Annotated in this window: 21 protein-coding genes; 12 read left to right on the top strand and 9 right to left on the bottom strand. The window is 61.4% G+C overall.

Annotation, left to right across the window (positions count from 1 at the left end):
- Positions 1–93: 93 nt before the first annotated feature.
- From NB311A_RS11035 to NB311A_RS11025, 3 genes are all read right to left on the bottom strand, one after another.
- Positions 94–1,056 carry an acetyl-CoA carboxylase carboxyltransferase subunit alpha gene (locus NB311A_RS11035; protein ID WP_040674752.1) on the bottom strand — a complete coding sequence of 321 codons (963 nt, stop codon included), beginning with the start codon at positions 1,054–1,056 and terminating at the stop codon, positions 94–96.
- Between the two features lie 241 nt (positions 1,057–1,297).
- A complete protein-coding gene (gene xerD / locus NB311A_RS11030; protein ID WP_040674927.1) occupies positions 1,298–2,257 on the bottom strand; it encodes a site-specific tyrosine recombinase XerD in 960 nt (319 codons plus the stop codon).
- A 118-nt stretch (positions 2,258–2,375) separates the two neighbouring features.
- The gene (locus NB311A_RS11025) at positions 2,376–2,522 is read right to left on the bottom strand and encodes a hypothetical protein (protein ID WP_009798628.1); all 147 of its coding nucleotides are present in this window, start codon (positions 2,520–2,522) and stop codon (positions 2,376–2,378) included.
- Between the two features lie 283 nt (positions 2,523–2,805).
- On the opposite strand from NB311A_RS11025, the gene NB311A_RS11015 reads away from it, so the two are divergent.
- The 3 genes from NB311A_RS11015 to NB311A_RS11005 all read left to right on the top strand — a co-directional run bounded on the left by NB311A_RS11015 (position 2,806) and on the right by NB311A_RS11005 (position 6,189).
- Entirely contained in the window at positions 2,806–3,396 is a 591-nt protein-coding gene (locus NB311A_RS11015; protein ID WP_009798626.1) for a shikimate kinase, read from the top strand.
- A 62-nt stretch (positions 3,397–3,458) separates the two neighbouring features.
- Positions 3,459–4,610 (top strand): 3-dehydroquinate synthase, encoded by a 1,152-nt coding sequence (gene aroB, locus NB311A_RS11010; RefSeq protein ID WP_009798625.1) that lies wholly within the window; start codon positions 3,459–3,461, stop codon positions 4,608–4,610.
- 226 nt (positions 4,611–4,836) lie between these two features.
- The gene (locus NB311A_RS11005; protein WP_009798624.1) at positions 4,837–6,189 is read left to right on the top strand and encodes an HlyC/CorC family transporter; all 1,353 of its coding nucleotides are present in this window, start codon (positions 4,837–4,839) and stop codon (positions 6,187–6,189) included.
- Positions 6,190–6,315: 126 nt separating this feature from the next.
- Here the strand turns inward: NB311A_RS11005 and NB311A_RS11000 are convergent, their stop codons facing one another.
- The 3 genes from NB311A_RS11000 to NB311A_RS10990 all read right to left on the bottom strand — a co-directional run bounded on the left by NB311A_RS11000 (position 6,316) and on the right by NB311A_RS10990 (position 8,293).
- Positions 6,316–6,639: a PilZ domain-containing protein gene (locus tag NB311A_RS11000; protein ID WP_009798623.1), complete on the bottom strand. Its 324-nt coding sequence runs from the start codon at positions 6,637–6,639 to the stop codon at positions 6,316–6,318.
- Positions 6,640–6,642: 3 nt separating this feature from the next.
- Positions 6,643–7,776 (bottom strand): DUF2336 domain-containing protein, encoded by a 1,134-nt coding sequence (locus NB311A_RS10995; protein ID WP_009798622.1) that lies wholly within the window; start codon positions 7,774–7,776, stop codon positions 6,643–6,645.
- Between the two features lie 241 nt (positions 7,777–8,017).
- Positions 8,018–8,293, bottom strand: coding sequence for a BolA family transcriptional regulator (locus NB311A_RS10990; RefSeq protein WP_040674924.1), 276 nt, complete (start codon positions 8,291–8,293; stop codon positions 8,018–8,020).
- 112 nt (positions 8,294–8,405) lie between these two features.
- On the opposite strand from NB311A_RS10990, the gene NB311A_RS10985 reads away from it, so the two are divergent.
- Entirely contained in the window at positions 8,406–9,053 is a 648-nt protein-coding gene (locus NB311A_RS10985; protein ID WP_009798619.1) for a J domain-containing protein, read from the top strand.
- 44 nt (positions 9,054–9,097) lie between these two features.
- Here the strand turns inward: NB311A_RS10985 and NB311A_RS10980 are convergent, their stop codons facing one another.
- Complete coding sequence (locus NB311A_RS10980; protein WP_040674921.1) at positions 9,098–9,421, bottom strand: polyhydroxyalkanoic acid system family protein; 324 nt, start codon at positions 9,419–9,421, stop codon at positions 9,098–9,100.
- Between the two features lie 580 nt (positions 9,422–10,001).
- Here NB311A_RS10980 and cobS point away from each other — a divergent pair.
- The 3 genes from cobS to NB311A_RS10965 all read left to right on the top strand — a co-directional run bounded on the left by cobS (position 10,002) and on the right by NB311A_RS10965 (position 14,218).
- The gene (cobS, locus tag NB311A_RS10975) at positions 10,002–11,000 is read left to right on the top strand and encodes a cobaltochelatase subunit CobS (protein WP_009798617.1); all 999 of its coding nucleotides are present in this window, start codon (positions 10,002–10,004) and stop codon (positions 10,998–11,000) included.
- A gap of 155 nt (positions 11,001–11,155) precedes the next feature.
- On the top strand, positions 11,156–13,063 hold the full coding sequence (cobT, locus tag NB311A_RS10970; protein WP_009798616.1) for a cobaltochelatase subunit CobT: 1,908 nt from the start codon (positions 11,156–11,158) through the stop codon (positions 13,061–13,063).
- An 87-nt stretch (positions 13,064–13,150) separates the two neighbouring features.
- Positions 13,151–14,218: an esterase-like activity of phytase family protein gene (locus NB311A_RS10965; RefSeq protein ID WP_009798615.1), complete on the top strand. Its 1,068-nt coding sequence runs from the start codon at positions 13,151–13,153 to the stop codon at positions 14,216–14,218.
- Between the two features lie 287 nt (positions 14,219–14,505).
- Here the strand turns inward: NB311A_RS10965 and rpmB are convergent, their stop codons facing one another.
- Positions 14,506–14,799 carry a 50S ribosomal protein L28 gene (gene rpmB / locus NB311A_RS10960; RefSeq protein ID WP_009798613.1) on the bottom strand — a complete coding sequence of 98 codons (294 nt, stop codon included), beginning with the start codon at positions 14,797–14,799 and terminating at the stop codon, positions 14,506–14,508.
- 507 nt (positions 14,800–15,306) lie between these two features.
- Here rpmB and NB311A_RS10955 point away from each other — a divergent pair.
- The 5 genes from NB311A_RS10955 (at position 15,307) to NB311A_RS10930 (ending at position 22,145) form a co-directional block, all read left to right on the top strand.
- The gene (locus NB311A_RS10955; protein ID WP_009798612.1) at positions 15,307–16,164 is read left to right on the top strand and encodes a DUF3108 domain-containing protein; all 858 of its coding nucleotides are present in this window, start codon (positions 15,307–15,309) and stop codon (positions 16,162–16,164) included.
- Between the two features lie 378 nt (positions 16,165–16,542).
- On the top strand, positions 16,543–19,929 hold the full coding sequence (locus tag NB311A_RS10950) for a helicase-related protein (RefSeq protein ID WP_009798611.1): 3,387 nt from the start codon (positions 16,543–16,545) through the stop codon (positions 19,927–19,929).
- A 90-nt stretch (positions 19,930–20,019) separates the two neighbouring features.
- On the top strand, positions 20,020–20,301 hold the full coding sequence (locus NB311A_RS10945) for an RNA-binding S4 domain-containing protein (protein WP_009798610.1): 282 nt from the start codon (positions 20,020–20,022) through the stop codon (positions 20,299–20,301).
- A gap of 274 nt (positions 20,302–20,575) precedes the next feature.
- Positions 20,576–20,914, top strand: coding sequence for a ferredoxin FdxA (fdxA, locus tag NB311A_RS10940; protein WP_009798609.1), 339 nt, complete (start codon positions 20,576–20,578; stop codon positions 20,912–20,914).
- A 400-nt stretch (positions 20,915–21,314) separates the two neighbouring features.
- Positions 21,315–22,145 (top strand): CarD family transcriptional regulator, encoded by an 831-nt coding sequence (locus tag NB311A_RS10930; protein ID WP_083780440.1) that lies wholly within the window; start codon positions 21,315–21,317, stop codon positions 22,143–22,145.
- 210 nt (positions 22,146–22,355) lie between these two features.
- Here NB311A_RS10930 and NB311A_RS10925 read toward each other — a convergent pair whose 3' ends face one another.
- A complete protein-coding gene (locus NB311A_RS10925; protein WP_050752094.1) occupies positions 22,356–23,846 on the bottom strand; it encodes a M48 family metalloprotease in 1,491 nt (496 codons plus the stop codon).
- Positions 23,847–23,988 lie beyond the last annotated feature (142 nt).

Raw genomic sequence — 23,988 nt, 5'->3', positions numbered from 1 at the left:
GGAACGGCCATGATACGCCGGGGGGCAAACTCCCGCTTGCCTGTGATCGGAGAGGCATGAATTCGTGTCGCCAGACGTGACGAAGCACCCTGCTCAGCCCAGTTTACGCCCGATATCGAGAAATTTCTGCCGGCGCTGCTTGCGAAGCGCGTCACGCTCGAGAGAGCGCAGATCGTTCAGCGCCTCGGCGATGGCGGCCCCGGTCAGCGCGACGACGGCGGCGGGATCGCGATGGGCGCCGCCCGCCGGCTCCCTGAGAATGGCGTCGATCACGCCGAACCGCAGCAAGTCCTGCGCCGTGATCTTCATGTTGGTCGCGGCTTCCTGCGCCTTGGAGCCATCCCGCCAGAGTATCGACGATGCGGCTTCCGGAGAGATCACGCTATAGATCGCGTGTTCCAGCATCAGCACGCGGTTGGCGGTCGCGATCGCGATCGCGCCGCCGGAGCCGCCCTCGCCGATGATCACGGCGATATTGGCGACGCCGAGCGACAGGCACGCGTCGGTCGAGCGCGCGATCGCCTCGGCCTGACCGCGCTCCTCGGCGCCGATGCCGGGATAGGCTCCCGCGGAATCGATCAGCGACAGCACGGGAATGTCGAAACGGTCGGCCATGTCCATCAGCCGGACCGCCTTGCGGTAGCCTTCCGGGCGCGCCATTCCGAAATTGTGCTTCAGCCGGCTTTCGGTGGTTGCGCCTTTCTCCTGTCCGATGACGCAGATGCTTTCGCCCCGGAAGCGGCCGAAGCCGCCGATGAGCGCCTCGTCTTCGCCGAACTTGCGGTCGCCGGCCAGCGGCGTGAACTCGGTAATGAGGCCCTTGACGAAATCAGAGAAGTGCGGACGTTGCGGGTGCCGGGCCACCTGGGTTTTCTGCCAGGGAGTCAGGTTGGCGTAGAGATCCTTCAGAGCCTGCGCGGCCTTCTCCTCGATACTGGAAATCTCCTCGCTGATGTCGCTGCCGGAGGCAGCGAGCGCACGGAGTTCGTCGATCTTGGAATCAAGCTCGGCGACGGGTTTTTCGAAATCGAGGTAGCTACGCATGGGGTCGGGCATTCCAGCAGTATAGAGACGAAGGCGCGTGGAGGCGAAATCTATCGATCGGATAGAGAAAAGTCATTTTTGTCAAATATTTAGGAGGCGGGAGAGACTGGACGCCCGAGAGCTGGTTCGGCGCGGTTGGGCGCGAGCGCTCTTTCGCGGCTGATTGGCGTTAAGTCAAGGGCGAAGCGAGGGTGCGGACGTCGGGGCCGGGGTTGCGATGTCTGTTCGAAAGCGTCTGCGTCTACGCGGCCGGTCAGGCTTCCGCTAACGGGTGCAGGTCGCGCACCAGGCTTTTCAGGCGCTCTTCTACGACGTGGGTATAGATTTGCGTGGTCGAGATGTCGGTATGGCCGAGCAATGTCTGCACGATCCGCAGGTCCGCGCCGTTATGCAGCAGATGGCTTGCGAAGGCATGGCGCAGCACGTGCGGCGAGACCAGCCGGGGCGCGAGACCGGCCGCCGCCGCGAGTTCCTTCAGCTCACGCGCAAAGTGCTGGCGCGTCAGGTGGCCGCTATCGCCGAACGACGGAAACAGCCATTTCGGTCGTGTCGCCGCAGTTTTGCCCGCGCCGCGCTGATCGTCGATCGCGACGAGATAGTTTGCCATCGCCTGCCGCGACGCATCGTTGAGCGGCACTAGCCGCTCCTTGCCGCCCTTGCCGCGCACCACGATCATGCGGGCGTCGCGCCGCGCCGCCGACAGCGGCAGGGAGACCAGTTCGGAGACACGCAGGCCGGTGGCATAGAGCACTTCCAGCAGGCAATACAGCCGCGCCGCGCGTAATCGCCGGGCAGGTGAGATGTCGGGAGATTCGGCATCCGCCTTTGCGCGCGCGAGCAGGCGGTCGACATCGGCTATCGACAGGATTTTCGGCAGGCTGCGTCCGCGTTTTGGCCCTGAAAGGATGGCCGCGGGATCGTCGCTCCTGACGCGTTCGCTCAGCAGGAAACGAAACAGATGACGCATCGCTGACAGACGCCGCGCGACGCTCGATGACTTGAAACCCCTGAGGTCGAGGTCATTGAGGTAGTCTCGTAGCGTCTGGGTGTCAGCGATGACGAAACTCCGCCGCGCGCGGGCGAGGAACGCGGATAAATCCTCGAGATCCCGGCGGTAGGCGTCGAGCGTGTTCTCGCCGGCGCCTTGTTCGGCCGCCAGCATGTCGAGAAACAAGGCGGCCAGCTTCGTGTCGGAGACTTTGTCGGATGTCATGCCGCCGCCTATAGCGTTTTCGAGCGAAGTGAATGACCTGTTCGCGTCAAGAAAACGCGTCAAAACAAAAAGCTGGAGCCCGGCTTGGATTCCGTCAAAGCCGGAATAGCTCTAGCAGCTATTTCTTGAGAAATTTATCCGGGTGGACGGTCACCGTCATTTCCCGCGGCGTCGGTTCGACGAAATTCGCCAGCCCGAAAATAATGCCGTAACCGATCGCGCCGAGCACCGCGACGATTGTCAGAAAGCGGAACAGGCTGGGCATTTGCAGTCCCGAGCACGATATTAACCTTCAGGCGAGCGCAACAAGTACCAACATGTTCGCAGGCGGAGCGCAAGAGTCTCTGGCAACGCCCTTGACGACAGTAGTATAGCTGATCGTGACGAGGCGGTCCCAACCTGACACCGCATCCCGTTCAGCGAACGCCCTTGACTGGATGTCTGGATCAAGAAGGATCGTCAAAAGCTTTGGATTCGACATTCGCCGCCGGCGAAGGGCCGAATGTCAAAACCGCTTCAGACTGCAACCGCGTTCCGGCAGGTGTCCTTTGGCGTCCGAAACCATTTCACCGACCAACATCGGCGCATCTCCCGAGACAGCCATTGTCACGGCGCTCGCCGGCCGGTCGTTGGCGCTCGTCGGCATGATGGGAGCCGGCAAGTCCACCATCGGGCGACGTCTCGCGGCGCGTCTTGGGATGCGATTCGTCGATGCCGACGCCGAGATCGAACTGGCGGCCGGGATGTCGATTCCCGAAATTTTCGAAACTCATGGCGAACCCCACTTCCGGGATGGCGAAGCGCGCGTGATCGCGCGGCTGTTGAATGGCGGCCCGATCGTGCTCGCGACCGGTGGCGGCGCCATGCTGCGCGATGAAACCCGGATACGCCTCTGCGAGCGGGCGGTCTCGATCTGGCTCAAGGCGGACGCCGAGGTGATCCTGCGCCGGGTCCGGCGCCGCGCCGACAGACCCTTGCTGAAAACGGCCGATCCCGCCGCGACAATCGAGCGTCTTATCGCCGAGCGCGAGCCCATCTACCAACAGGCGGATATCACCGTCGCCTCGCGCGACGTGCCGTACGAATGGATCGTCAATGAATGCGTCGGCCGGCTTCATCGCAGGCTTTGCAGCGGCTAAATGACTGCTTTGAAACACGCAACACGATGTAAAAACCCTGATGGGGGATTGAACACCACGCAATGACCACTTCATTGAAAAGCCCCGATCCGATCACGGTTGATGTCGCGCTCGGTGAGCGTTCCTACGACATTGTCATCGGCCGGGGCATCCTGCCGTCGCTGGGCGAGCGAATCGCCACGTTGCGTCCCGGCGCGCGCGTCGCCATCGTCACCGACGAATATGTCGCCACCCATTGGCTTCAGCGAACCGAGGCGTCGCTTATCGGCGCCGGTCTCGCGACGTCGCGGATCATCGTCGACGAAGGGGAGATTTCAAAGAGTTATGAAGGAATCGAATTTGTCTGCGAGGAACTGATCCATGCCAGGATCGAGCGCAACGATCTTATCGTCGCGCTTGGCGGAGGCGTGGTCGGAGATCTCGCGGGTTTCGCCGCCGCGATCGTACGCCGTGGCGTCGATTTCGTGCAGGTGCCGACCTCACTGTTGGCGCAGGTGGATTCATCCGTGGGCGGCAAGACAGGCATCAACTCGCCGCAGGGAAAGAACCTCGTCGGCGCCTTTCACCAGCCGATCCTGGTGGTCGCGGACACTGCCGTGCTCGATACGTTGTCGCCGCGCCAGTTCCGCGCGGGCTATGCCGAAGTCGCCAAATACGGCCTGCTCGGTGATGAAGCGTTCTTCGCGTGGCTGGAAGCCAGCCATGCGGATATCGTCAGGGGGGGCGCTGCGCGGGAGCAGGCGGTTGCCGGCAGCTGCCGCGCCAAGGCTGGCATTGTCTCCCGCGATGAGCGTGAGACGGGCGAGCGTGCGCTGCTCAATCTCGGCCATACTTTCGGCCACGCGCTGGAAGCCGCGACCGGATTTTGCGAGCGCCTTTATCACGGCGAGGGTGTCTCGATCGGCATGGTCCTGGCCGCCGAACTCTCGGCGCAACTCGGAATGATCGCGGCTGCCGATGTGTCCCGCATCCAGCGGCACCTGGCGGCGGCGGGTCTGCCGACGCGCTTGCAGGACATCGCCGGGTTCAAGCAGGAAGGTCTGGCGGATGCGGACGCGCTTATGACGCTGATGGCGCAGGACAAGAAGGTGAAGCGCGGCCGGTTGACCTTCATTCTGCTGAAGGCGATCGGTCAGGCGGTCGTATCGTCGGATGTCGAGCCCTCGATGGTTCGGGATTTTCTTGCCCGCAAGCTCGCCGACGCGCCGGTCTAGAGCATGCTCACTTCTGATTGACATCAGAAGTGAGGCTCTCGTTTCTTGTTTTGACGCGTTTTCTTCACGCGAAGCGGGATCCGCTTCGCTCGAAAGCGCTCTAATATTTTGATCCGACGTCGCAATGTTCTCGCTGCAACTTTGATTCCGACGTTCGCAGCAATACCCGCCGGAGGGGATGCGCATGGTAAGAATCGGATAGGTTCGGCAAGTCCATGGGACCGCAATGAGTTCGACTTTCCTGCAGATACTGCTCGCCTTGCTGCTGCTCGCGGCGAACGGATTCTTTGTCGCGGCGGAATTCGCGCTGGTGAAAAGCCGCGGCTATCGAGTCAAGGCAATGGTGGAGCGCGGTCAGTTCGGCGCGCGGCTGATGCGCGACATCATGGGCAATATCGAGGCCTATCTCGCCTGCTGCCAGCTCGGCATCACCATGGCGTCTCTCGGCCTCGGCTGGGTTGGCGAGCCAACGGTGGAGGCGCTGCTCGCTCCTCTACTGAAGCCGCTCGGCATGCCGGAACCGGCGCTGCATTTGACCGCGTTCCTGACCGGATTTCTTGTATTCTCGTCGCTGCACATCGTAATCGGCGAGCAGGTGCCGAAGACCTTGGCGATCCGGCAGCCGGAGCCTGTGTCGCAGTGGATCGCCTATCCGCTCCGTGCCTCCTATGTCCTGTTTTATCCGCTGAACTGGCTGCTCAATGCGGCCTCGCGCGCCATTTTGCGCGCGCTGCGCGTCAGGGAAGTCCTGCAACATGACGTCTTGACCGGCGCGGAGATCGAAGGGCTGATCGGTGAGTCCGCCGAGCACGGCGGAATCGAAAGCGGCGAGGCCGAATACATTCAGAATGTGTTCCGCTTCGGCGATCTCGCGGTGTCAGACGTGATGGTTCACCGCACCGCGATGGTGACGATCAATGCCGACTTGCCTCCCGAGGAGCTGGTCCGCGAAGTGCTTGCCAGCGAATATACCCGCATTCCGCTCTGGCGCGACAAGCCGGAGAACATTGTCGGTGTGCTCCACGCCAAGGATCTCTTGCGGGCGATCCACGCCTCGGAGGGCGATGTGGCCAGCATTAACTTCAACGCGATTGCGCTGCCGCCCTGGTTCGTGCCGGAAATGCGTCCAGTGTCCGATCAGCTTAAGGCGTTTCGTCGTCGCAAGACTCACTTCGCGCTGGTGGTCGACGAATACGGCGAAGTCGAGGGCATGGTGACGCTGGAAGACGTTCTCGAGGAGATCGTGGGTGATATATCCGACGAGCACGACGTGGTCGTAGCCGGCGTTCGGCAACAAGCCGACGGTTCGGTGGTGGTGGATGGTTCGGTGCCGATCCGGGATCTCAATCGCGCCATGGACTGGCATCTTCCGGACGAGGAGGCGACCACCATCGCAGGCCTCGTGATTCACGAGGCGCGCTCGATCCCGGAACGTGGCCAGAATTTTACCTTTTACGGCTTTCGCTTCAGGGTTTTGCGGCGCGAACGCAACCGCATCACGGCGCTGCGCATCCAGCCGGTGCCGCGTGGCGGGGAGGCAATCGAGAGCAGGCCGAAACGGACAGGAACGATGTCCTGACAGTTGTGAGTGGCTCGCGATTCGCGAAGGTTCTGATGAAATCAGAACAAGGCGGGCGCATGGAGCTTTCCCGCTATTAACAGAATCAATGGGGGAGAACGAGCGTGGATCGCCGCGCGGATCTCGTCACGAATCGGATTTGGCAGGCGCCCGGCCTTTCTTCTTGAAATTGCCCGGTACCTTGTCCTCAACGAATTTGACGCCAATCTCGTCGCCATTGACGCGGACGAGTTCACAGCGACGAAAGGCGAGGCCGGTCGATGATAACAGCAGGAAGAATTCCTTGAGGTTGAGTCCTTCGATCGAGTCCTTCACCTGAAGGCGCGCGCCGTTGTTGGAGATGTCCAGCATGGTGCATGGCCGTTGCCACGTTCCATCGATTCCCATCATCAGGACGGCGTAGCCTGTGGCGAATGCCACCCGATCCGCTTTTCGACTGTCCCAGCTCATGGCTCAGATATCCGAAACGGCGACCGCCGTGTCTGGTGCATCGGCCTTTTTCGCCGAGCCGCGTGCGGACCAGAACCGGATGGTGCGTTGCGCTGATGACAGAGAAAGCGCATCGAACACTTCGCGACCGCTCTCGAATTCCTGTCTGGTCAGAGGACGGCAATGCGGGCGATTGCGGAGAATCATATTGGTCGTTGACCAGTTCAGCCGTGCGGCCTTGCAGGCGACGATCAATCCATCGGGGCGGGGGTTGGTGATCAGCGGCTCGATCGCTTCGATTTTCACCGAGTTCAAAAGCGAGAGCGCGGCAATAATGTGGGTATACTCGTTTTGTATCGCAAACCGGTTGATGGTTTGATCGCCGAGTTTTCCGGCCCGGTTCAGGGCAAGGACCATCGACTCCGATTCGGCGTAGTTGACCGGCGCCAGGCCGGGGGAGGCGATCTGCTCGACCACTGATTGAATCGCGGCCTGTATCCTCGCCCGCATTTCAGGGGGCGCGGCCTTGAGCAGACGCTCTCGCACCGCCGCGCTGGCTCGCGACAGAAGCTCGCGGAGCACCTTGAGCGGGATGTCCAGCCGCAGCCCGAGCTTCTCGGCGAGCGTATCATCCTTTTGGGAGCTTTCAACCAGCACCGCGTAGCCGAGTTCGGAGAAACGCGCGCCCGCATTCTTCGCCAGCGTATGAGAGACCCGCGAGTCGCCGCGTTTGAGCAGTACGTCGGTCACTCCTTCGCTCAGGGTATCGCGATGCGATATGGCGAGCAGGTGCTGAGGTCCGCGCAGACTCGCGATTTCAATCAGGTCGCCGTCAGACAGTCTGGCTGATTTTGTCAAAACCGGTACCGCGACCGACGCATCCTGATGATACGCAAGTTGCCGGACGGTCTCCTTCGGCGCGAGACTTGACCCCGAAAGGTGGGTACTGAGTTGCGCCAGCGCGCGCGCCTCCATCTGCTCCATCAGCCGGACGAGAACATCATCGAAGACGCCGATCTGGTTTTCATTGAGCCGGTCGGCATCGGACAGGAACAGGTCGGTGACCTGGCGAAGCATCTGGAGCCGCCGCTCGGATGAGCCGCCCTTCACCGCACTTTCCAGTTCCGCGATGAGCGCTGTCGAGGCTGCTTCGGCCATGGATAATTCCAGCGAGTCGAATCGGATGCGTTACGTCCTGCTGCCTTCGCGTTTTGCCGTAACGCGAAGGTAGCCTTCTCCGGTTTACTGAAAAGCGGGTTAATTTCCGATAAAAACCAGCCGTGAATTTTGGGCGGCGCGGGCGCGACACGCTGCTTGGAAGCGGCTTTTACCGGCGGACCGCTGGCGTGCGGTTGACGCGATTACCAGGACGGACCTTGCCGTCCGGCATGGCCAACATTCAGCGCTCCTGTTCGCCCGGTGCCGTCGCCCGAATCGCCAGCGCGTGAACGGGTCCGGCCAGTTCCGTGGCAAGCAGCGTATTTATCATGCGATGACGCTCGACCCGGCTCTTTCCTTCGAAAGCCTGCGATACAATATGAATACGGAAATGCGTCTCGCCGCCCGGCCGATGGCCGGCGTGACCCTCATGAAGATATGACTCGTCGGCGACATCGAGGCTTTCCGGCGCGAAAGCTTCGCTGAGTTTCTGCGAGATGTTATCCTTGACGCTCATGGCGAGCGACTTAACGCTCATCGCTCGTTTCCGTCAATGGCGCGGATGCCGAACGGAATAAATGCGATGTCAAGACTTGAAGCCTGGAGCATTGCGGTGTCAAACACAGACCATGCCGATAGATACGTCGAAATTCTTCGATAACATCCGCATCAAGCCAAGAGCCGGTGCGAAGCAGCCGCGCGCGCGGGAGGAAGTGGTCGCGTGCGAGTGGCCGGACTGTGAGAGCAAGGGACCGCACCGTGCACCGAAAGGTCGCGGCAACGAAGGCGGTTATTTCCATTTTTGCCTCGACCACGTCCGCGCTTACAACCAGTCCTATAATTTTTTTCAGGGCATGAATGCGGAAGCGGTGGCGCGCTATCAAAAGGATGCGCTGACCGGCCACCGTCCGACCTGGAAAATGGGCGCCAACGGGGCCAAGGGCAAAGGCAGGAGTGGTGCGATCGATATCGAGGGCGTGGCCGATCCCTTCAGCGTATTCGGCGAGCTTCATGGCGGCGGAAAGTGGCGTCCGGGTTCCGGGTCAGGATTTGAAGCCAAACCAGAGACGCGCAAGATATTCAATGCGGAGCGCAAGGCGTTGCAAGTCTTGGGGCTCGGCGCCGACGCTACGCTCGAAACCGTAAAGGCGAAATACAAGATGCTGGTGAAACAGCATCATCCCGATGCCAACGGCGGTGATCGCTCGACGGAAGATCGCCTGATCGAGATCATCAAGGCGTATAATTATCTGAAGACGGTCGTGCGCGGCGCCTGATGGGTTGCCTCGCGCCGGTTGCCATCGAGCTTTGACGCAACTTGTCAGCGCTCATCCGTTTTCTTCTCAAGCATCAGCGTGCCTTTTTTCTGAATAACGCCCTGAATTCCGTGCGCCAGGCGACTGAGCAGCCATGGCAACGTCACTTCGAGGCGAACATGGTCTTCCGCCACGTCCATGATTCCCGATACCTGCTGCTTCATAGCGGTAACGGAAAAAACCAGACGATCTCCGCTCCACAGCTCTTCATTGACCTGAATCAATTGGGCGTATTGCGTTCGGGCACTGCCAAGCCCCGCTTTCATCCGGCGCAGCGCTTCATCCTTGCCGAGGCGGTGGGGAATGGAAACCACAAGAGGTCGGGTCATGATCGCTCCAATGATGGCTTGAGCATTCTCGCTTCCGATTGAATCAGAAGCGAAGGCCTGGTTGTTGTTTTGCCGCGTTTTCCTTGCCCCTAGCCGGGTTGGTTTGTCCGCAGAGGCGTTCACGTTGAAGCCGCGCCCGCGATAGCGCCACCATGTCGCGGTGCCGATGATCGCGGCAATGACGATCACGGCAGCAATCCAGATCAGTTTGCCGAAATGATGAGGCAGCCCGCTATAATGATGCTGGGCCGATATTGCGAGCGCGCCGGGCGAGCGCGCCGGGCAAGATGTGCGCGGAAGCCCAGAGCAGGATCGGCTGGCGCCCTGTTCGATCAAACGTCTCCATCGTATCTTGGGTTCAAGAATTGTTCCTGCAAAATTTTGGCCGACGGGACCTGATTCGCGGGTCAGTCCTTCCAAATCTGCATTTGGTATTTATCTCGATGATATTCCAATGGAACTTTGATCGCGCGACGGGCTTCTGCCGGCTACGGCTCTCTGCTAAATTTCGGGCGAGCTTCTCATTCGCAGCCATGCGCAGTCCTGGTTTCGGGAGCGCGCCCCGAACCTCGGAGGATTGATGACGACCGCCGCCATAACCAAGACCGAGACTTCCGCGGGCCTGCCAGACATGAAGGTGTCGGTGCGGCAGGTGTTCGGAATCGACAGCGATCTCGAGGTTCCTGCCTATTCAGGGACCGATCCGCATGTCCCGGATGTTGATTCCGACTACCGCTTCGATCGCGCGACCACGCTGGCCATTCTCGCCGGCTTCGCCAAGAACCGCCGCGTCATGGTGACCGGCTATCACGGCACCGGCAAATCAACCCATATCGAGCAGGTGGCTGCGCGGTTGAACTGGCCTTGCGTGCGCGTCAATCTCGATAGTCACATCAGCCGGATCGATCTCGTCGGCAAGGATGCGATTGTGATCAAGGACGGCAAGCAGGTCACCGAGTTCCGCGACGGCATCCTGCCGTGGGCCTATCAGAACAATGTCGCGTTGTGCTTCGACGAATACGATGCCGGCCGTCCGGATGTGATGTTCGTGATCCAGCGCGTGCTGGAATCCTCAGGGCGCCTGACCCTGCTCGACCAGAGCCGGGTCATCAAGCCACACCCGGCGTTCCGCCTGTTCGCGACCGCGAATACCATCGGTCTCGGCGACACCTCTGGTTTGTATCATGGCACCCAGCAGATCAATCAGGCGCAGATGGATCGCTGGAACATTGTCACCACGCTGAACTATCTGCCGCACGACAACGAGGTCGAGATCGTCCTGGCCAAGGCCCGTCACTATCGCACGCCGGAAGGCCGTGACACCGTCGGCAAGATGGTGAGGCTGGCGGATCTCACGCGCAACGCCTTCGCCAACGGCGATCTCTCCACGGTGATGAGCCCGCGCACCGTTATCACCTGGGCGGAGAACACCGAGATTTTCGACGATCTGGGCTTCGCCTTCCGCGTCACGTTCCTCAACAAATGCGACGAACTCGAGCGGCCGCTGGTGGCTGAATTCTACCAGCGCTGTTTCAACGTCGAACTGAGTGAGTCTGCGGTCAACGTGGCGTTGAGCTGATTTTTCTTCCCTCTCCCTTACGGAGAGGGCGCCAAGCAGTCACGCGCTGGAGGCGGGCGAGGGGCCTCTTCCAGTCATGCAGGACCTCCTCAACCGGCACGGACTTCATCCGCGCCACCTTCCACGGGGAAGAAGGAAAAGCAGTCCGGACGGTTATGAGCACCGCATCACCCAGCAACAAGTTCCGCACCTCTCCTAAGGAAGCGCCGACCGAGCCGTTCAAGCGAGCGGTCACGTCATGCCTGCGCGCCATCGCCCGGCGACCTGAACTTGAGGTGACGTTTGCCATCGAACGGCCCGGCCTGTCGCCGGGTAAGGCGCGGCTGCCTGAGCCGGGGCGCAAGATGAGCAAGCGCGACGCGGCGATCGTGCGGGGTCATGCCGATTCCATCGCGCTGAAAATAGCCTGTCATGACCCGAAAGTGCATCGCAAGCTCATGCCCGGCAATCCGCAGGCGCGCGGCGTGTTCGACGCGGTGGAGCAGGCGCGGGTCGAGGCCATCGGCTCACGCCGGATGACAGGCGTCGCAAAGAATCTGACTGCGATGCTCGACGATCAGTTCCATCGCGGCAAGTATGACGAGATCACCGACCGCGCCGACGCGCCGCTATCGGATGCGCTGGCAATGCTGGTGCGCGAGCGGCTGACCGGGCTGCCGCCGCCTGCCGCCGCGTGCAAGTTGGTCGATCTTTGGCGGCCGTTCCTGGAAGACAAGATCGGCGCCCGGCTGGATCAGCTCAGTCATTTTACCGAGGATCAGGCGAAGTTCGGCGACCTCGTACACGACCTGTTGTCGGAACTCGATCTCGGTGACGACATCAATGCCGAGACAGAGAAGGAAGAGAACCAGGACGACAATCGCGAGGGCGAGAACGATCAGTCCGGCGCGGAAGGCTCGCCCGATAGCGAGGCCGCCCAGGAGATGAGCGCGGATCAGGCGCAGGACACGACGGACGACATGCCGGACGGCGCCATGGAAAGCGCGCAGGCTTCGGTGAGCGACACGTTCGACGACGGCGACCTTGCCGAGGATGAGACGCCTGGCGAGGCGACGCGGCCCAACGCGAGGGGCGCCAACGAGCCGCGCGGTCCGGAATATCATGCATTCGCGCCGAAATTCGACGAGGTGATCGCTGCCGAAGACCTCTGCGATCATGACGAACTCGAGCGGCTGCGCAGCTATCTCGACAAACAGCTTGCGCATTTGCAGGGCATCGTGGCGCGGCTCGCCAATCGCCTGCAGCGGCGCTTGATGGCACAACAGAATCGCGCCTGGGAGTTTGACCTGGAGGAAGGTATTCTCGATCCGGCGCGGCTGTCGCGCGTGGTGATCGATCCATATCAGCCGCTCTCGTTCAAGCACGAGAAGGAGGCGACCTTCCGTGATACCGTGGTGACGCTGCTGCTCGACAATTCGGGTTCGATGCGGGGCCGGCCGATCACCGTGGCCGCGACCTGCGCCGACATTCTGGCGCGCACGCTGGAACGTTGCGGCGTCAAAGTGGAAATTCTCGGCTTCACGACGCGGGCCTGGAAGGGCGGTCAGTCGCGCGAGGCGTGGCTCGCCGCCGGCAAGCCGGTGATGCCGGGGCGGCTCAACGATCTTCGCCATATCATCTACAAGGCCGCCGACGCCCCCTGGCGGCGATCACGGAAAAACCTGGGCTTGATGATGCGCGAAGGCCTGCTCAAGGAGAACATCGACGGCGAGGCGCTGGATTGGGCCCATAAGCGGCTGTTGGGCCGCTCCGAACAGCGCAAAATTTTGATGATGATCTCGGACGGTGCTCCGGTCGACGATTCCACCCTGTCGGTCAATCCGGGAAATTATCTCGAGCGCCACCTGCGATGGGTGATCGAGGAAATCGAAACCCGATCGCCGGTCGAACTGATCGCCATCGGCATCGGTCACGACGTGACGCGCTATTATCGCCGCGCGGTGACCATCGTGGACGCCGAAGAACTCGGCGGTGTCATGACCGAGCAGCTCGCCGAACTGTTCAGCGAGACCCACGATCCGCCGCCTCGCCTGGCCCGGTGGCCCCGCAAGTTGCATTCGTAGTCGGTAAGCCGGCCTTGGTTGCATTCCGGGCGGGAATGCCGCCCGGCGTATGGGGCGCATGACAGACAGATTTGGTCCTCTTCGCGAATGGCACCGTTGATCGATCGCCGCAGCCTGTTTCTCCTGACCGCATCCGGTCTGCTGTTGACCCGTCACTCGGCGGTCCGCGCGCAGCTCGCAAGCTTGCCGAGGCAGCCGCCACCCGACGAACTCACACCGCCAGCGCCGGTGTCGATCATTGTGAATGCCCGTCCTGTCGCCGCCTTCGATCTGCGCGATCACGCGCGCACCCGCTTCGGATCGCTCGCTTTTCGCAGCGGGCTGATCCTGACCTCCTCGTTTCGCGGCTTTGGAGGACTGTCGAGCTTTCTGTTGGATTCGAAAGGGCGGCAGTTTATTTCCGCGAGCGATAAGGGCGCCTGGTTCACCGGTCGCATCGTTTATGGGACGTCCGGTGAGATGGCTGGGCTCGCGGACGTCGAGGCCGCGCCGATGCTGGGTGACGATGGCAGGCCGATCGCCGAGCGCGGCTGGTTCGATACTGAATCGATCGCGCGCGATGGATCATTGGTCTATGTCGGTATCGAGCGGGTCAACCGGATCATGCGGTTTGATTTTGCCAACGGAGACACTCGCGCGCGGGGCGAAGAGATCGACGCGCCGGCGGCGATCCGCAGGCTGCCGTTCAACAGGGGCATCGAGGCGATGGTCTTTGTTCCACGCGACAGACCGCTCGGCGGTACGCTGATCGCGATCTCCGAACGGGGACTCGATATGGAACGCAATATCATCGCGTTCCTGATCGGCGGACCCTCGCCCGGCCGGTTCGCCATCCGCCGAACCGACAATTTCGATATCAGCGATGCCTGTTTGCTGCCCTCGGGTGACCTGTTGATCCTCGAACGCAAATTCTCGCTGACGGGCGGCATCGGCGTTCGCATCCGTCGTATCGAGATCAATGCGATCATGCCCGACGCGCTGGTGGATGGCCCCTCGATTTTCGAGGCTGACCTCGGGCAGGAGATCGACAATTTCGAGGGCCTCAGCGCGTTCGTGAACGACAATGGCGAAATCGTCCTGACGCTCGTATCCGACGACAACTTTTCGTTGTTCCAACGTACGCTGCTGATGCAGTTCGCGCTGGTCGAGAATTGAAGCTGTGGGAACGCTCGCGCCCCCGGAGCGAACGATCGGGACCATGGGCGTTTCGAGCAATGCATGTCCTCGGGCTTGACCCAAGGGTGACATCCGCGTGAAGAAAACGCGTCAAATCAAAATCGTCAAATCAAAATCATGAAGCCGCGCTTCTGGTTCAATCAGAAGCGGATAAGGCGCATCCTCAGAGTATCGCCGCCGAGTAAATCCGGTCAGCCGCAAGCTCTCAATCAATAGCTTGCGCATATTCTGGTCGCAAAACCGGTTATCTATTTTTGCGGAATACGTTAGCCGGCCTTGGCGGCCTGCTTCTTTTGGATCTGGCGCTTGATCTCCACCGCCTTTGGTGAAAGCTCCGAGTCTTTCGCCTTCAAGAGGAAGGCATCGAAGCCTCCGCGGTGATCCACGCTCCTCAGGGCATGGGTCGACACCCGGAACCGGACCGAACTCGCCAGAGTGTCCGACACGAAAGTCACGTTCACCAGATTCGGCAGAAAACGCCGCTTGGTCTTTATGTTGGAGTGGCTGACCCTGTGGCCCACCAGGGGAGCCTTGGCCGTCAGTTCGCAGCGCCGGGACATGGCGAAAATCCTCTGTCGTCCCCGGCGGCGGCCCTCAGGGCAGGCTCGGGGTTCGAAATCGCGTCCATTTCAGGAACGGCGGACGTATAGGTGGACAGCGGCAAGGCGTCAAGCGTCAGGACTGAACTGGGCTTGTTCGGGCAAACGAACGCCAACCTGCCTCATTTTCGGTTGGTTCGGCGAGCGGAGCCCGTACATCATGCTGTGCATCATATAAAGGGCGTAATCCGTATCGACTCATGCCATCGACCGCGGGCGTTGCGGGTCAGGAGGCCGGGATTTGTCAGGGTCCGAAGCGGTGAGCCCCCGAACCGGTCCTGCTTTACTCGCGCGCGCGGACCTGCCGGGCTGATCTCGCAGTGGTTTCTATTCGGATGAGCATTCGACGGTCATAATAAACGATAAACGGCAGTCAGCGGGCCTTGGGGAGCCTTGCCTGTCGAAACGAGAATATGCGAGGCCAGACGGAGACATGCAGGATCACCCGTTGTGAGCTTATGCCGCGCGATGTTGCGCCGATGGAAACTTTGTTCGGTTCAGGTTCTGACCGGCGCATCGTTTGCGTTTTTTGCGGCGATGTCGACGATGACGGGTCCGGCGGCGGCGCAGGGCAAGCTCGAGGCTCACTATGACGTCACCCTGGCCGGGATTGTTGTCGGCACCGGCGCCTGGGCAGTCGATATTCTCGATGATCAATACTCGGCCGCGGCAAGCGGGGGCGCCACCGGACTTCTTAAGGCGCTCGCCCATGGCACCGGAACCGGCTCCTCGCAGGGACGCATCGTCAACGGAGCGTTGATTCCATCGAGCTATACGGCGACCATCTCGTCCTCAAAGAAATCCGAGACCATTCGCATGTCGCTGGCCGGCGGCAATGTAAAGGATTTCGTCATCGAGCCGACCCCGCCGGTCGACACCAGGCGTATTCCAGTCTCCGATGTTCACAAGCGCGGCGTGTTCGACCCAATGAGCGCAACGCTGCTGCGGGTGCCCGGTACCGCCGATCCCCTCGGCCCGGACGCCTGTCACGCCTCGACCGGAATCTTCGACGGCCGCATGCGCTATGACCTGCGCCTCAGCTTCAAGCGCATGGATACGGTGAAATCGGAAAAAGGCTATCAAGGTCCAGTCGTGGTCTGTGCGATCTATTTTTCGCCGATCGCCGGCTATGTCCCGGACCGTTTTGCGATCAAATATCTCGCCGCCCAGCGTAACATGGAGATTTGGCTCGCTCCCATCGCCGGAACGCGGGTGTTGGTACCCTATCGTCTGACGATTCCGACGCCGCTCGGCACGGGAAAGATGGAGGCGACCGAGTTCAACACGACGGCCATGCCGCCGCAGACGGCGGCTAAAACCCGGTAGTTTCCGGGACCTCGCCGAGACGGACGGACCCGTTTTGCTTTCAAGAAATCCTGTTGACTCCCGCTGCTGAATTCATGCGTCCATGAATTCATAAACAAGGAGAAATTGGTGATCTTGTTAAGCCGCGCAGAACTTGATCTAGTTCCAAGATGTCTATTCCACACGAGATGTTGCGGTGAACGAAGCCAGATAAATCAAGAGTCAGCGATTCGGGCGCGATTCGTTCTGGACTCGTTCCAAAGCTTAAGCTGCGACCCAACCTGCGTCGCATAGTGAAACATATCCGAACCCGTGGTCCGGTTGGAACGTTCGTGTTCCAAGCAAGCGCCCACGACATTTGCCTCGCCCTCGACCAGCGCCGCGAAAGCCCCCGAAAGTATGGCCTTTTCATCTTCGATATTTTTGCCTGGCAATGACCGCGCGCCCGGTGCGGGCGTAACGGCGGTGCTAGGTCCGACCAACACCGGCAAGACCCACCTGGCCATCGAGCGGATGCTGGCGCATTCCTCCGGCATTATCGGCCTGCCGCTGCGGCTGCTCGCCCGCGAAATCTACAACAAGATTGTCGACCGGGCCGGGGTGGAGTCCGTCGCTCTGGTCACCGGCGAGGAAAAGATCAAGCCGGCGCGCCCGCGCTTCTGGGTTTCAACGGTCGAAGCGATGCCGCGAGATCTCGACGTGTCGTTCCTCGCCATCGATGAGATCCAGATCGCTGCCGATCTTGAACGGGGCCATGTTTTCACCGATCGCATTCTGCGCCGGCGTGGCCGCGACGAGACGCTGCTGCTCGGCGCCGCCACCATGCGTCCGATCGTCGAGCGGCTTTTGCCGGGCGCGAGCATCGTCACGCGTCCGCGGCTATCCCAGCTTGAATTCGCCGGCGACCGCAAGATCACCCGGCAGCCTCGCCGCACCGCGATCGTCGCCTTCTCGGCAGACGAGGTTTATGCCATTGCCGAACTGATCCGACGTCAACACGGCGGGGCAGCCGTGGTGCTGGGATCGCTTAGCCCGCGGACCCGCAATGCACAGGTTGCGATGTTCCAATCCGGTGACGTCGATTATCTCGTCGCCACCGATGCGGTCGGTATGGGCCTCAATCTTGACGTCGATCATGTTGCCTTCGCCTCGGACCGCAAATACGACGGCTACCAGTTTCGCAGGCTGAACCCGGCGGAATTCGCCCAGATCGCCGGCCGCGCTGGCCGCGCCACCCGCAACGGGACCTTCGGCACCACAGGACGGTGTTCACCGTTCGAGCCCGAACTGGTGGATGCGTTGCAGAACCACACGTTCGAGGCGGTCAGAACGCTGCAGTGGCGCAATTCCGATCTCGACTTTTCCTCGCTCGGCGCCTTGCAGGTCTCGCTGGCGTTGACGCCCTCGCACGAGGCGCTGACCCGCGCGCCGATCGCCGAGGATCTGCGGGTGCTCGATCATGCGGCGCGCGACGTCGAGGTCCGCGCCATAGCGCAAAGCGCGGCTGCCGTGGAGCGACTGTGGGACACCTGCCAGATTCCGGATTATCGCAAGATCGCGCCGGCGGCTCATGCCGAGCTGGTGACGACGCTGTTCGGCTTTCTGATGCGCAAGGGCAGGATTCCTGACGACTGGTTCGCGGCCCAGGTCGCGCAGGCCGATCGTGCCGACGGAGATATCGATATCCTGTCGGGGCGGATCGCGCAGATACGGACCTGGACTTTCGTGGCAAATCGGCCTGATTGGCTGACTGATCCCGAGCACTGGCAGGGAATTTCGCGAGAGGTCGAAAATAAATTGTCCGACGCGCTGCACCAAAGGCTCACGGAGCGTTTCGTTGACCGCCGGACCAGTGTATTGATGCGCCGCCTGCGGGAAAACACGATGTTGGATACGGAAATCGGCAAGACGGGTGAGGTGATCGTTGAGGGCCATGTGATTGGCCGTCTCGACGGATTTACGTTCGCGCCGGACGCGACGGAGGCGGGTTCCGAAGCCAAGGCATTGCAGGCTATCGCGCAAAAGGCGCTGGCCGGCGAAATCGAGGCGCGCGCGGAGAAATTGGCGGGGACGCCGGATGACCAGTTCGTGCTGACCTCGGATGGCACCATCCGCTGGACGGGCGACGCGGTGGCGCGACTGGTGGCTGCAGACGACGCGCTGCATCCGCGGTTGCGGATCATTTCCGACGAGCGGCTGACCGGAGCGCCGCGCGAGGCGGTGCAAGCCAGGCTCGATCTATGGCTGAAAACCCATATTGAGAAGCTCCTCGGACCGCTGTTCGAGTTGTCTAAAGCCGAGGACATCACCGGTATCGCACGCGGCATTGCCTTCCAGCTGATCGAGGCGCTTGGCGTGCTGGAGCGGCAAAAGGTCGCTGCGGAATTGAAGGATCTCGATCAGCCGTCGCGTGCGTCCTTGCGCAAATACGGGGTGCGGTTCGGCGCTTACCACATCTATTTCCCCCTGCTCCTGAAGCCGGCTGCGCGGTCGCTGGCCTCGCTGTTGTGGGCGCTGAAGCAGGACAATGTCGACTTTTCGGCGCTGTCCAGCGCGCAGCATCTCGCAAGTAGTGGACGCACCTCTTTCCCGGCCGACAAGCTGCTCGATCGCGGCGCTTACCGCGCCCTCGGCTATCGGCAGTGCGGCGAACGCGCCGTCCGCGTCGATATCCTCGAAAGGCTTGCCGACCTGATCCGTCCGGCGCTGTCCTGGCGGAAAGGCGCGCTCGGCGAAAAGCCCGCTGGAGCATTCGATGGCCGCGGGTTTGTCGTGACGCAGGCCATGACATCGCTCGCAGGCACTGCCGGCGAGGATTTCGCCTCCATCCTGCGTGCCCTCGGCTATCGCATGGAGCGATGTCCGGTGCCGCCACCTGTTACGCCCCCGCCTGTTACGGAGGCTGATCCGGCCGCCGACGGCGACGCGGAGGCGGCGTCCTCCGAGGCGGCGGAGAACGTGTCGGGCGAATCGGCTGCCGCGGCCGCCACGCCCGAGGGGCCGGTCCCGGATAAGGTGGAGACGTCCGATGCCGGATCGGGCGCCGAGCCGGTGCTAACGGTGAATGCGAACCCGGATGAGGGGGCGCCGGAAGTTGTCGTTATGGCGACCGAAGTCGCGAGCCCGATCGAGGAGACGCCGGTCGCGGTTTCGCCCGACGTCGCGGTCCAGCCCGCTACCGACGTTCCTGAACCCGAGCCCGCCGCCGCGCAGGGCGGCTTAGTGGCTGGCGAAGCCGCAAGCGCACCGGCAAGCGACGCATCGGCCGGGACCGCCGCGGTTGCCGCGGATAATGTCGCGGCGGATGCCGAGCCCGCAACAATCGAGGTCTGGCGGCCGGGCGGGCGTCCAGCCGATCGGCGTCCGCGCCACGATGGCCATCGGCACCGTCGGCAACAGCCGCGGCAGGATGGTCCGCAGGCGGCAACCGTGGACGGAGAGGTTTCAGAGGGAGCGCAAGGGCGCGAAAGAACTGGACGGAACCGGCGTCGGCAGTCGGCCGGTGCCTCGGCCGACAGCATACTTGCGGGGAAAGAGAGCGAGTCGCGCGAAGGCAAGGGACGTCCGCGTGAGCGCTTCAAGGGTAAGGGTCGGGACAGGGATCAGGACAAGGGTCGGGTTGAGGGTTCCCACAAGGGCCGTCGGGAAGGACGTTCCGATACCGGACCTTCGCATCGTCCCTACGCCAGCAGCGCGCCGCGCGAGCGCGAGCAATCGATAGACCCGAACTCGCCCTTTGCCAAGTTGGCTGCCCTCAAGGACCAGTTGGCCGGACGTAAGGATTGAACGGCTGGTCCTTGAGAACAATCCGGTATCCACTCCGTTCGGAAACGCTATGGCAGTGTAGTTTCGCGATTTGAGCGACTGTTGGGTATCTTGGAGCGCCAGCGTCTCGATAAGTGGTTGTGGCATGCGCGTGTGGTCAAAGCCCGTACCCAGGCTGCTGCGCTGGTCGAGGCGGGCCATGTTCGTGTCAACGGGACGCGCGAGACATCCCCCGGTCATTCGCTCAAGATTGCTGATGTTCTCACGATCAGGCTGGACCGTGGCGTTCGTATCCTTAAGGTCACGGGATTCGCCGAACGGCGAGGCGGTGCGACCGCAGCACGAACCCTCTATGACGACGTGTCGGATGTTTCCGGCGGAGCTGATAGCTAGAGCGTTTTCAAGCGAAGCATGTCCTCGGGTCTGACCCGAGGAGGACATCGGTTCGCGTGAAAAAAGCGCGTCAAATCCAAATCTTGGAAGCTCGTTCTGATTCAATCAGGAGCGGAAAGGCTCCAGATCGTGATTCAATCGAGCTCCGGCGATTCGATCGTGTGCCGTTGCGGGTTACGGATCACCTTTACGCGCACCGGGTGGTTCCTCAGCTTGCGGCAGTGCTATTCCTGCGCTACCCCAGCCTGCAAAACCGAGTCTGCCGGAGCCTTGGATGACTTACGTCGTCAACGATGCCTGCATCAAATGCAAATATACCGATTGCGTTGAAGTTTGCCCCGTCGATTGCTTTTACGAGGGCGAGAACATGCTCGTCATTCATCCGGATGAGTGCATCGATTGCGGTGTTTGCGAGCCGGAATGCCCGGCCGAGGCCATCAAGCCTGACAGCGAGCCGGGACTTGAAAAGTGGCTTGAAGTTAATGCCGAATACGCCAAAAGCTGGCCCAACATCACGCAGAAGAAGGAAGCCCCGCCCGACGCCAAGGAATTCGAGGGGCAGGAGGGCAAATTCGAGAAATATTTTTCTCCAAATCCCGGCACAGGGGACTGATCGTTTCCCGCACCGTTCTGGGTGCCTAAGTTCCTGAGGCCTTTCACGGTCGGTATTTACCTTTTTCCGACCGGAAGCGCCGGAATCCGCCAGCGCGCGGGGCTGGCGAGCATAAATCATTGATTTTTGCGGAAAATGTGCTAGAGTAGGCGCGTTCTGAGTTCGATTCTGTCCTTTACCTGCTTATGGGTCCGGAAGGGCTCCGGCGTGAACATCCAGGAAGGCGTGGGTATCCCACGCGCAGGCTGTGTCACAGAAAACACGCAAGAAAACTAGCTCGAGAGCGTCTACCGCTCGCCGCGGTGCAACGAAGGTCCGTGGCCGGACTGTTGCCTCGATTACCCGAACGACGGCTGCCAAGGGCTCGGCCGGAAAATCCTCAAGAAATAAAAGAGGCGAAATGCCAAGCAAGACCTCCAGAATGCCCGCGAAGGCCGCAAAAGCGGCTGCTTCAAAAACCTCTGCTTCGAAATCCGGTTCGAAAACGGTCGCTTCGAAGACCGCGTCCGCGCCTAAGGGGGCAAGGACTTCTGTCAAGCCGGCTACAAAATCTGCGACGAAAACAGCGGTGGCCAGCAAGCCCGCAGCGAAGCCTGTCGCCAAGGCTGGTGCACTCCGTGTCGAGGAGCCGAAGAAGGTTCTGACCCAGCGCCAAGGGTTCAAGACCAACGAGTTCGTAGTCTATCCTGCGCATGGTGTCGGCCAGATTTTGGCGATCGAGGAACAGGAGATTGCCGGAGCCAAGCTCGAACTGTTCGTCATCAATTTCATCAAGGACAAGATGACCTTGCGAGTCCCGACGGCTAAGATTGCCAATGTCGGTATGCGTAAGCTGTCCGAGCCTGATCTGGTCAAGCGGGCGCTCGAAACCTTGAAGGGCCGCGCGCGCATCAAGCGCACCATGTGGTCGCGGCGGGCGCAGGAGTATGAAGCGAAGATCAATTCGGGAGACATCGTTGCCATCGCCGAAGTGGTCCGCGATCTCTATCGGTCAGAATCTCAGCCCGAGCAGTCCTATAGCGAACGTCAGCTCTACGAAGCCGCCCTCGATCGCCTGTCGCGCGAGATTGCGGTCGTTCAGCATGTCACGGAGACCGAAGCGATCAAGGAAATCGAGGGACAACTGGCCAAGAGTCCCCGCCGCGGCGCCAAGGCGGAGTTGGACGCCGAGGCCGACGGCGACATGGAAGCCGATGGCAGTGATGCCGCGGTTGCCGACGAAGCTGCTTAACTGGATTTCTGCGAATCACGACAAATAGACAAACAGAAGCTCGGCTGAGAGGCCGGCTTTTGCATCATGCCCGCTCGGGATTGCCGTATCAGCATAATCAGTCCTATATGGCATAGCGTCCCACATCGCGATATCCGTCTGCTTTGAGCTTACGCACCCGGTCCTCCCAAGGAGGATTGCTGAACGAACTGGCCTGGAAGACGGTTCGCGTCAGTCCACCACGATCTTGACTCGAGAGCGTACCTTCACTTGGGCGCGCGGATCGAGGCCGTTGAGCACGCGAAAACGCTCGGCGGGATGATCGACACCCGCCATGCGGCGAGACAGCGATTCCACGGTGTCGCCCGGTTGTACGGTGATCACCTTGATCCGCAGCGGTCGCGCGGCCTGAATCTCGTCCAGCGTCAAGCGGCGGAAGGAGGCGACCGTTTCGCGCGCATTGCGTTCGCTTTCGGTTGTCTTGCGACGGGTGGCGAAAATGAAGCGATAGACGTCGCTGCCGAAGCGCAAGGCATAGACCCGAAACTGCCATTGCTCCCCGCTGGCGACCGCCGATGCCGCGGGGAAGCCGTTGATGGTCAGTTCTTCCGTCGACGCCTTGTCGACGTTTTCCATCCAGCCTGAGTTAAGGTACTCGGTAAGCTTCTGTTCCGCAGGCACCCGGACCACGTCGAAGCGCATGGCCTGACTGCCGCCCTCCCGAACGCCGATCACCGCCTGAGCCGTATTGTCGAGCGCGAAACCTTCTGGCGCCTGAAACGTAAAACCGAGCTTTGGATGCAGGAAGCGCCGGCCTCGAACGAACCCTTCGCTGGGATCCTCGCCGTAGACGATGTTGTCGATCGCGTCGAGATAGGTCTCGCGGTCTCGTTCGCCTTGTGCGGGAGCGCTATATTGCCGCGCGTTGGCCTGCGCGTTCTGGACGCGCTCGGGCGTTGCCGGATGCGACGACAGGAAGTCCTGCGAGCGCGGATCCAGCGAGGGCTTGCCGGCCTTGAGCGCGGCATTGCGCTCCATCGCGGCCAGGAAGCGCGCTGCGCCATAAGGGTCAAAATGGGCTCGCGCGGAAATCCCGACGCCGATGCCGTCAGCCTCGAATTCCTGGGCGCGCGAAAAGCCTGCCAGCGTCAGTTTGGATTTGGCGAGCGCCAGCGCCGTCAAATCCGGGTCGGTTCCCATTTCGGTGACGACGTGGCTGACGAGGGCGGCCTGCCGCGCCTGGTCTTCGCGGATGGTCGCGTGCTTGGCCAGAACATGCGCCATCTCGTGCGACAGCACCGAGGACAATTCCGAGGTATCGTTCGCCAGCGCAACCAGACCGCGGGTCACATAGAGCTGACCGGTCGGCAACGCGAAAGCGTTTACTGCGCCTGAATTGAGGATCGTGACCTTGTAGGTGAGGTCGGGCCGCTCGGACACCGCCACCAGCCGCTCGACCGTTCTGTTGATCAGCGCTTCAAGTTTGGGATCATCATAGGCGCCGCCATAAGAGGCGAGAATGCGCTCGTGCTCGCGGTCGGATGCCGGTGTATGGGCAGCCGCCCGCGCGGGCTTCACCGGTTTGGCGGATGGGGGGGTGGCGGTCTGGAACCGGGTCATGCCGCCGCATCCGCTGAGGGCAAGCGCCGCGCAGAGCAGCACGACAGGCGCAGCCAAAAGGCGGCTCACTCCTGTCCTGCGCCATATTGGGCTCGCCGTCATGGTCGCAACATTCTCCCTCGGATGGAAGATTCGATTTCAGCAGTCGCAACTTGTTCAGCAAGCCTGACTGCAAATGCTGACATTCAACCGCTGAATCTTACTACGCCAGCGTAGCCTACCTTTAGACGTTGGCTTCCGCAGA

Source organism: Nitrobacter sp. Nb-311A, from assembly GCF_000152905.1.
Lineage (GTDB): Bacteria > Pseudomonadota > Alphaproteobacteria > Rhizobiales > Xanthobacteraceae > Nitrobacter.
The sequence above is the reverse complement of the archived record's forward strand: the minus strand, read 5'-3'. Positions and strand labels throughout refer to the sequence as shown.

Excerpts from the sequence above, each read along its gene's own strand:
- NB311A_RS11035 (WP_040674752.1), bottom strand. The coding sequence starts at position 1,056 with ATGCCCGACCCCATGCGTAGCTACCTCGATTTCGAAAAACCCGTCGCC.
- NB311A_RS10955 (WP_009798612.1), top strand. The coding sequence starts at position 15,307 with ATGTTGCGCCGATGGAAACTTTGTTCGGTTCAGGTTCTGACCGGCGCA.
- cobT (WP_009798616.1), top strand. The coding sequence starts at position 11,156 with ATGAGCACCGCATCACCCAGCAACAAGTTCCGCACCTCTCCTAAGGAA.
- fdxA (WP_009798609.1), top strand. The coding sequence starts at position 20,576 with ATGACTTACGTCGTCAACGATGCCTGCATCAAATGCAAATATACCGAT.
- aroB (WP_009798625.1), top strand. The coding sequence starts at position 3,459 with ATGACCACTTCATTGAAAAGCCCCGATCCGATCACGGTTGATGTCGCG.
- NB311A_RS10930 (WP_083780440.1), top strand. The coding sequence starts at position 21,315 with ATGCCAAGCAAGACCTCCAGAATGCCCGCGAAGGCCGCAAAAGCGGCT.
- NB311A_RS10985 (WP_009798619.1), top strand. The coding sequence starts at position 8,406 with ATGCCGATAGATACGTCGAAATTCTTCGATAACATCCGCATCAAGCCA.
- NB311A_RS11005 (WP_009798624.1), top strand. The coding sequence starts at position 4,837 with ATGAGTTCGACTTTCCTGCAGATACTGCTCGCCTTGCTGCTGCTCGCG.
- NB311A_RS10995 (WP_009798622.1), bottom strand. The coding sequence starts at position 7,776 with ATGGCCGAAGCAGCCTCGACAGCGCTCATCGCGGAACTGGAAAGTGCG.
- NB311A_RS10990 (WP_040674924.1), bottom strand. The coding sequence starts at position 8,293 with ATGAGCGTCAAGGATAACATCTCGCAGAAACTCAGCGAAGCTTTCGCG.
- xerD (WP_040674927.1), bottom strand. The coding sequence starts at position 2,257 with ATGACATCCGACAAAGTCTCCGACACGAAGCTGGCCGCCTTGTTTCTC.
- NB311A_RS10925 (WP_050752094.1), bottom strand. The coding sequence starts at position 23,846 with ATGACGGCGAGCCCAATATGGCGCAGGACAGGAGTGAGCCGCCTTTTG.
- NB311A_RS11025 (WP_009798628.1), bottom strand. The coding sequence starts at position 2,522 with ATGCCCAGCCTGTTCCGCTTTCTGACAATCGTCGCGGTGCTCGGCGCG.
- rpmB (WP_009798613.1), bottom strand. The coding sequence starts at position 14,799 with ATGTCCCGGCGCTGCGAACTGACGGCCAAGGCTCCCCTGGTGGGCCAC.
- NB311A_RS10965 (WP_009798615.1), top strand. The coding sequence starts at position 13,151 with ATGGCACCGTTGATCGATCGCCGCAGCCTGTTTCTCCTGACCGCATCC.
- cobS (WP_009798617.1), top strand. The coding sequence starts at position 10,002 with ATGACGACCGCCGCCATAACCAAGACCGAGACTTCCGCGGGCCTGCCA.
- NB311A_RS10950 (WP_009798611.1), top strand. The coding sequence starts at position 16,543 with ATGGCCTTTTCATCTTCGATATTTTTGCCTGGCAATGACCGCGCGCCC.
- NB311A_RS10980 (WP_040674921.1), bottom strand. The coding sequence starts at position 9,421 with ATGACCCGACCTCTTGTGGTTTCCATTCCCCACCGCCTCGGCAAGGAT.
- NB311A_RS11000 (WP_009798623.1), bottom strand. The coding sequence starts at position 6,639 with ATGAGCTGGGACAGTCGAAAAGCGGATCGGGTGGCATTCGCCACAGGC.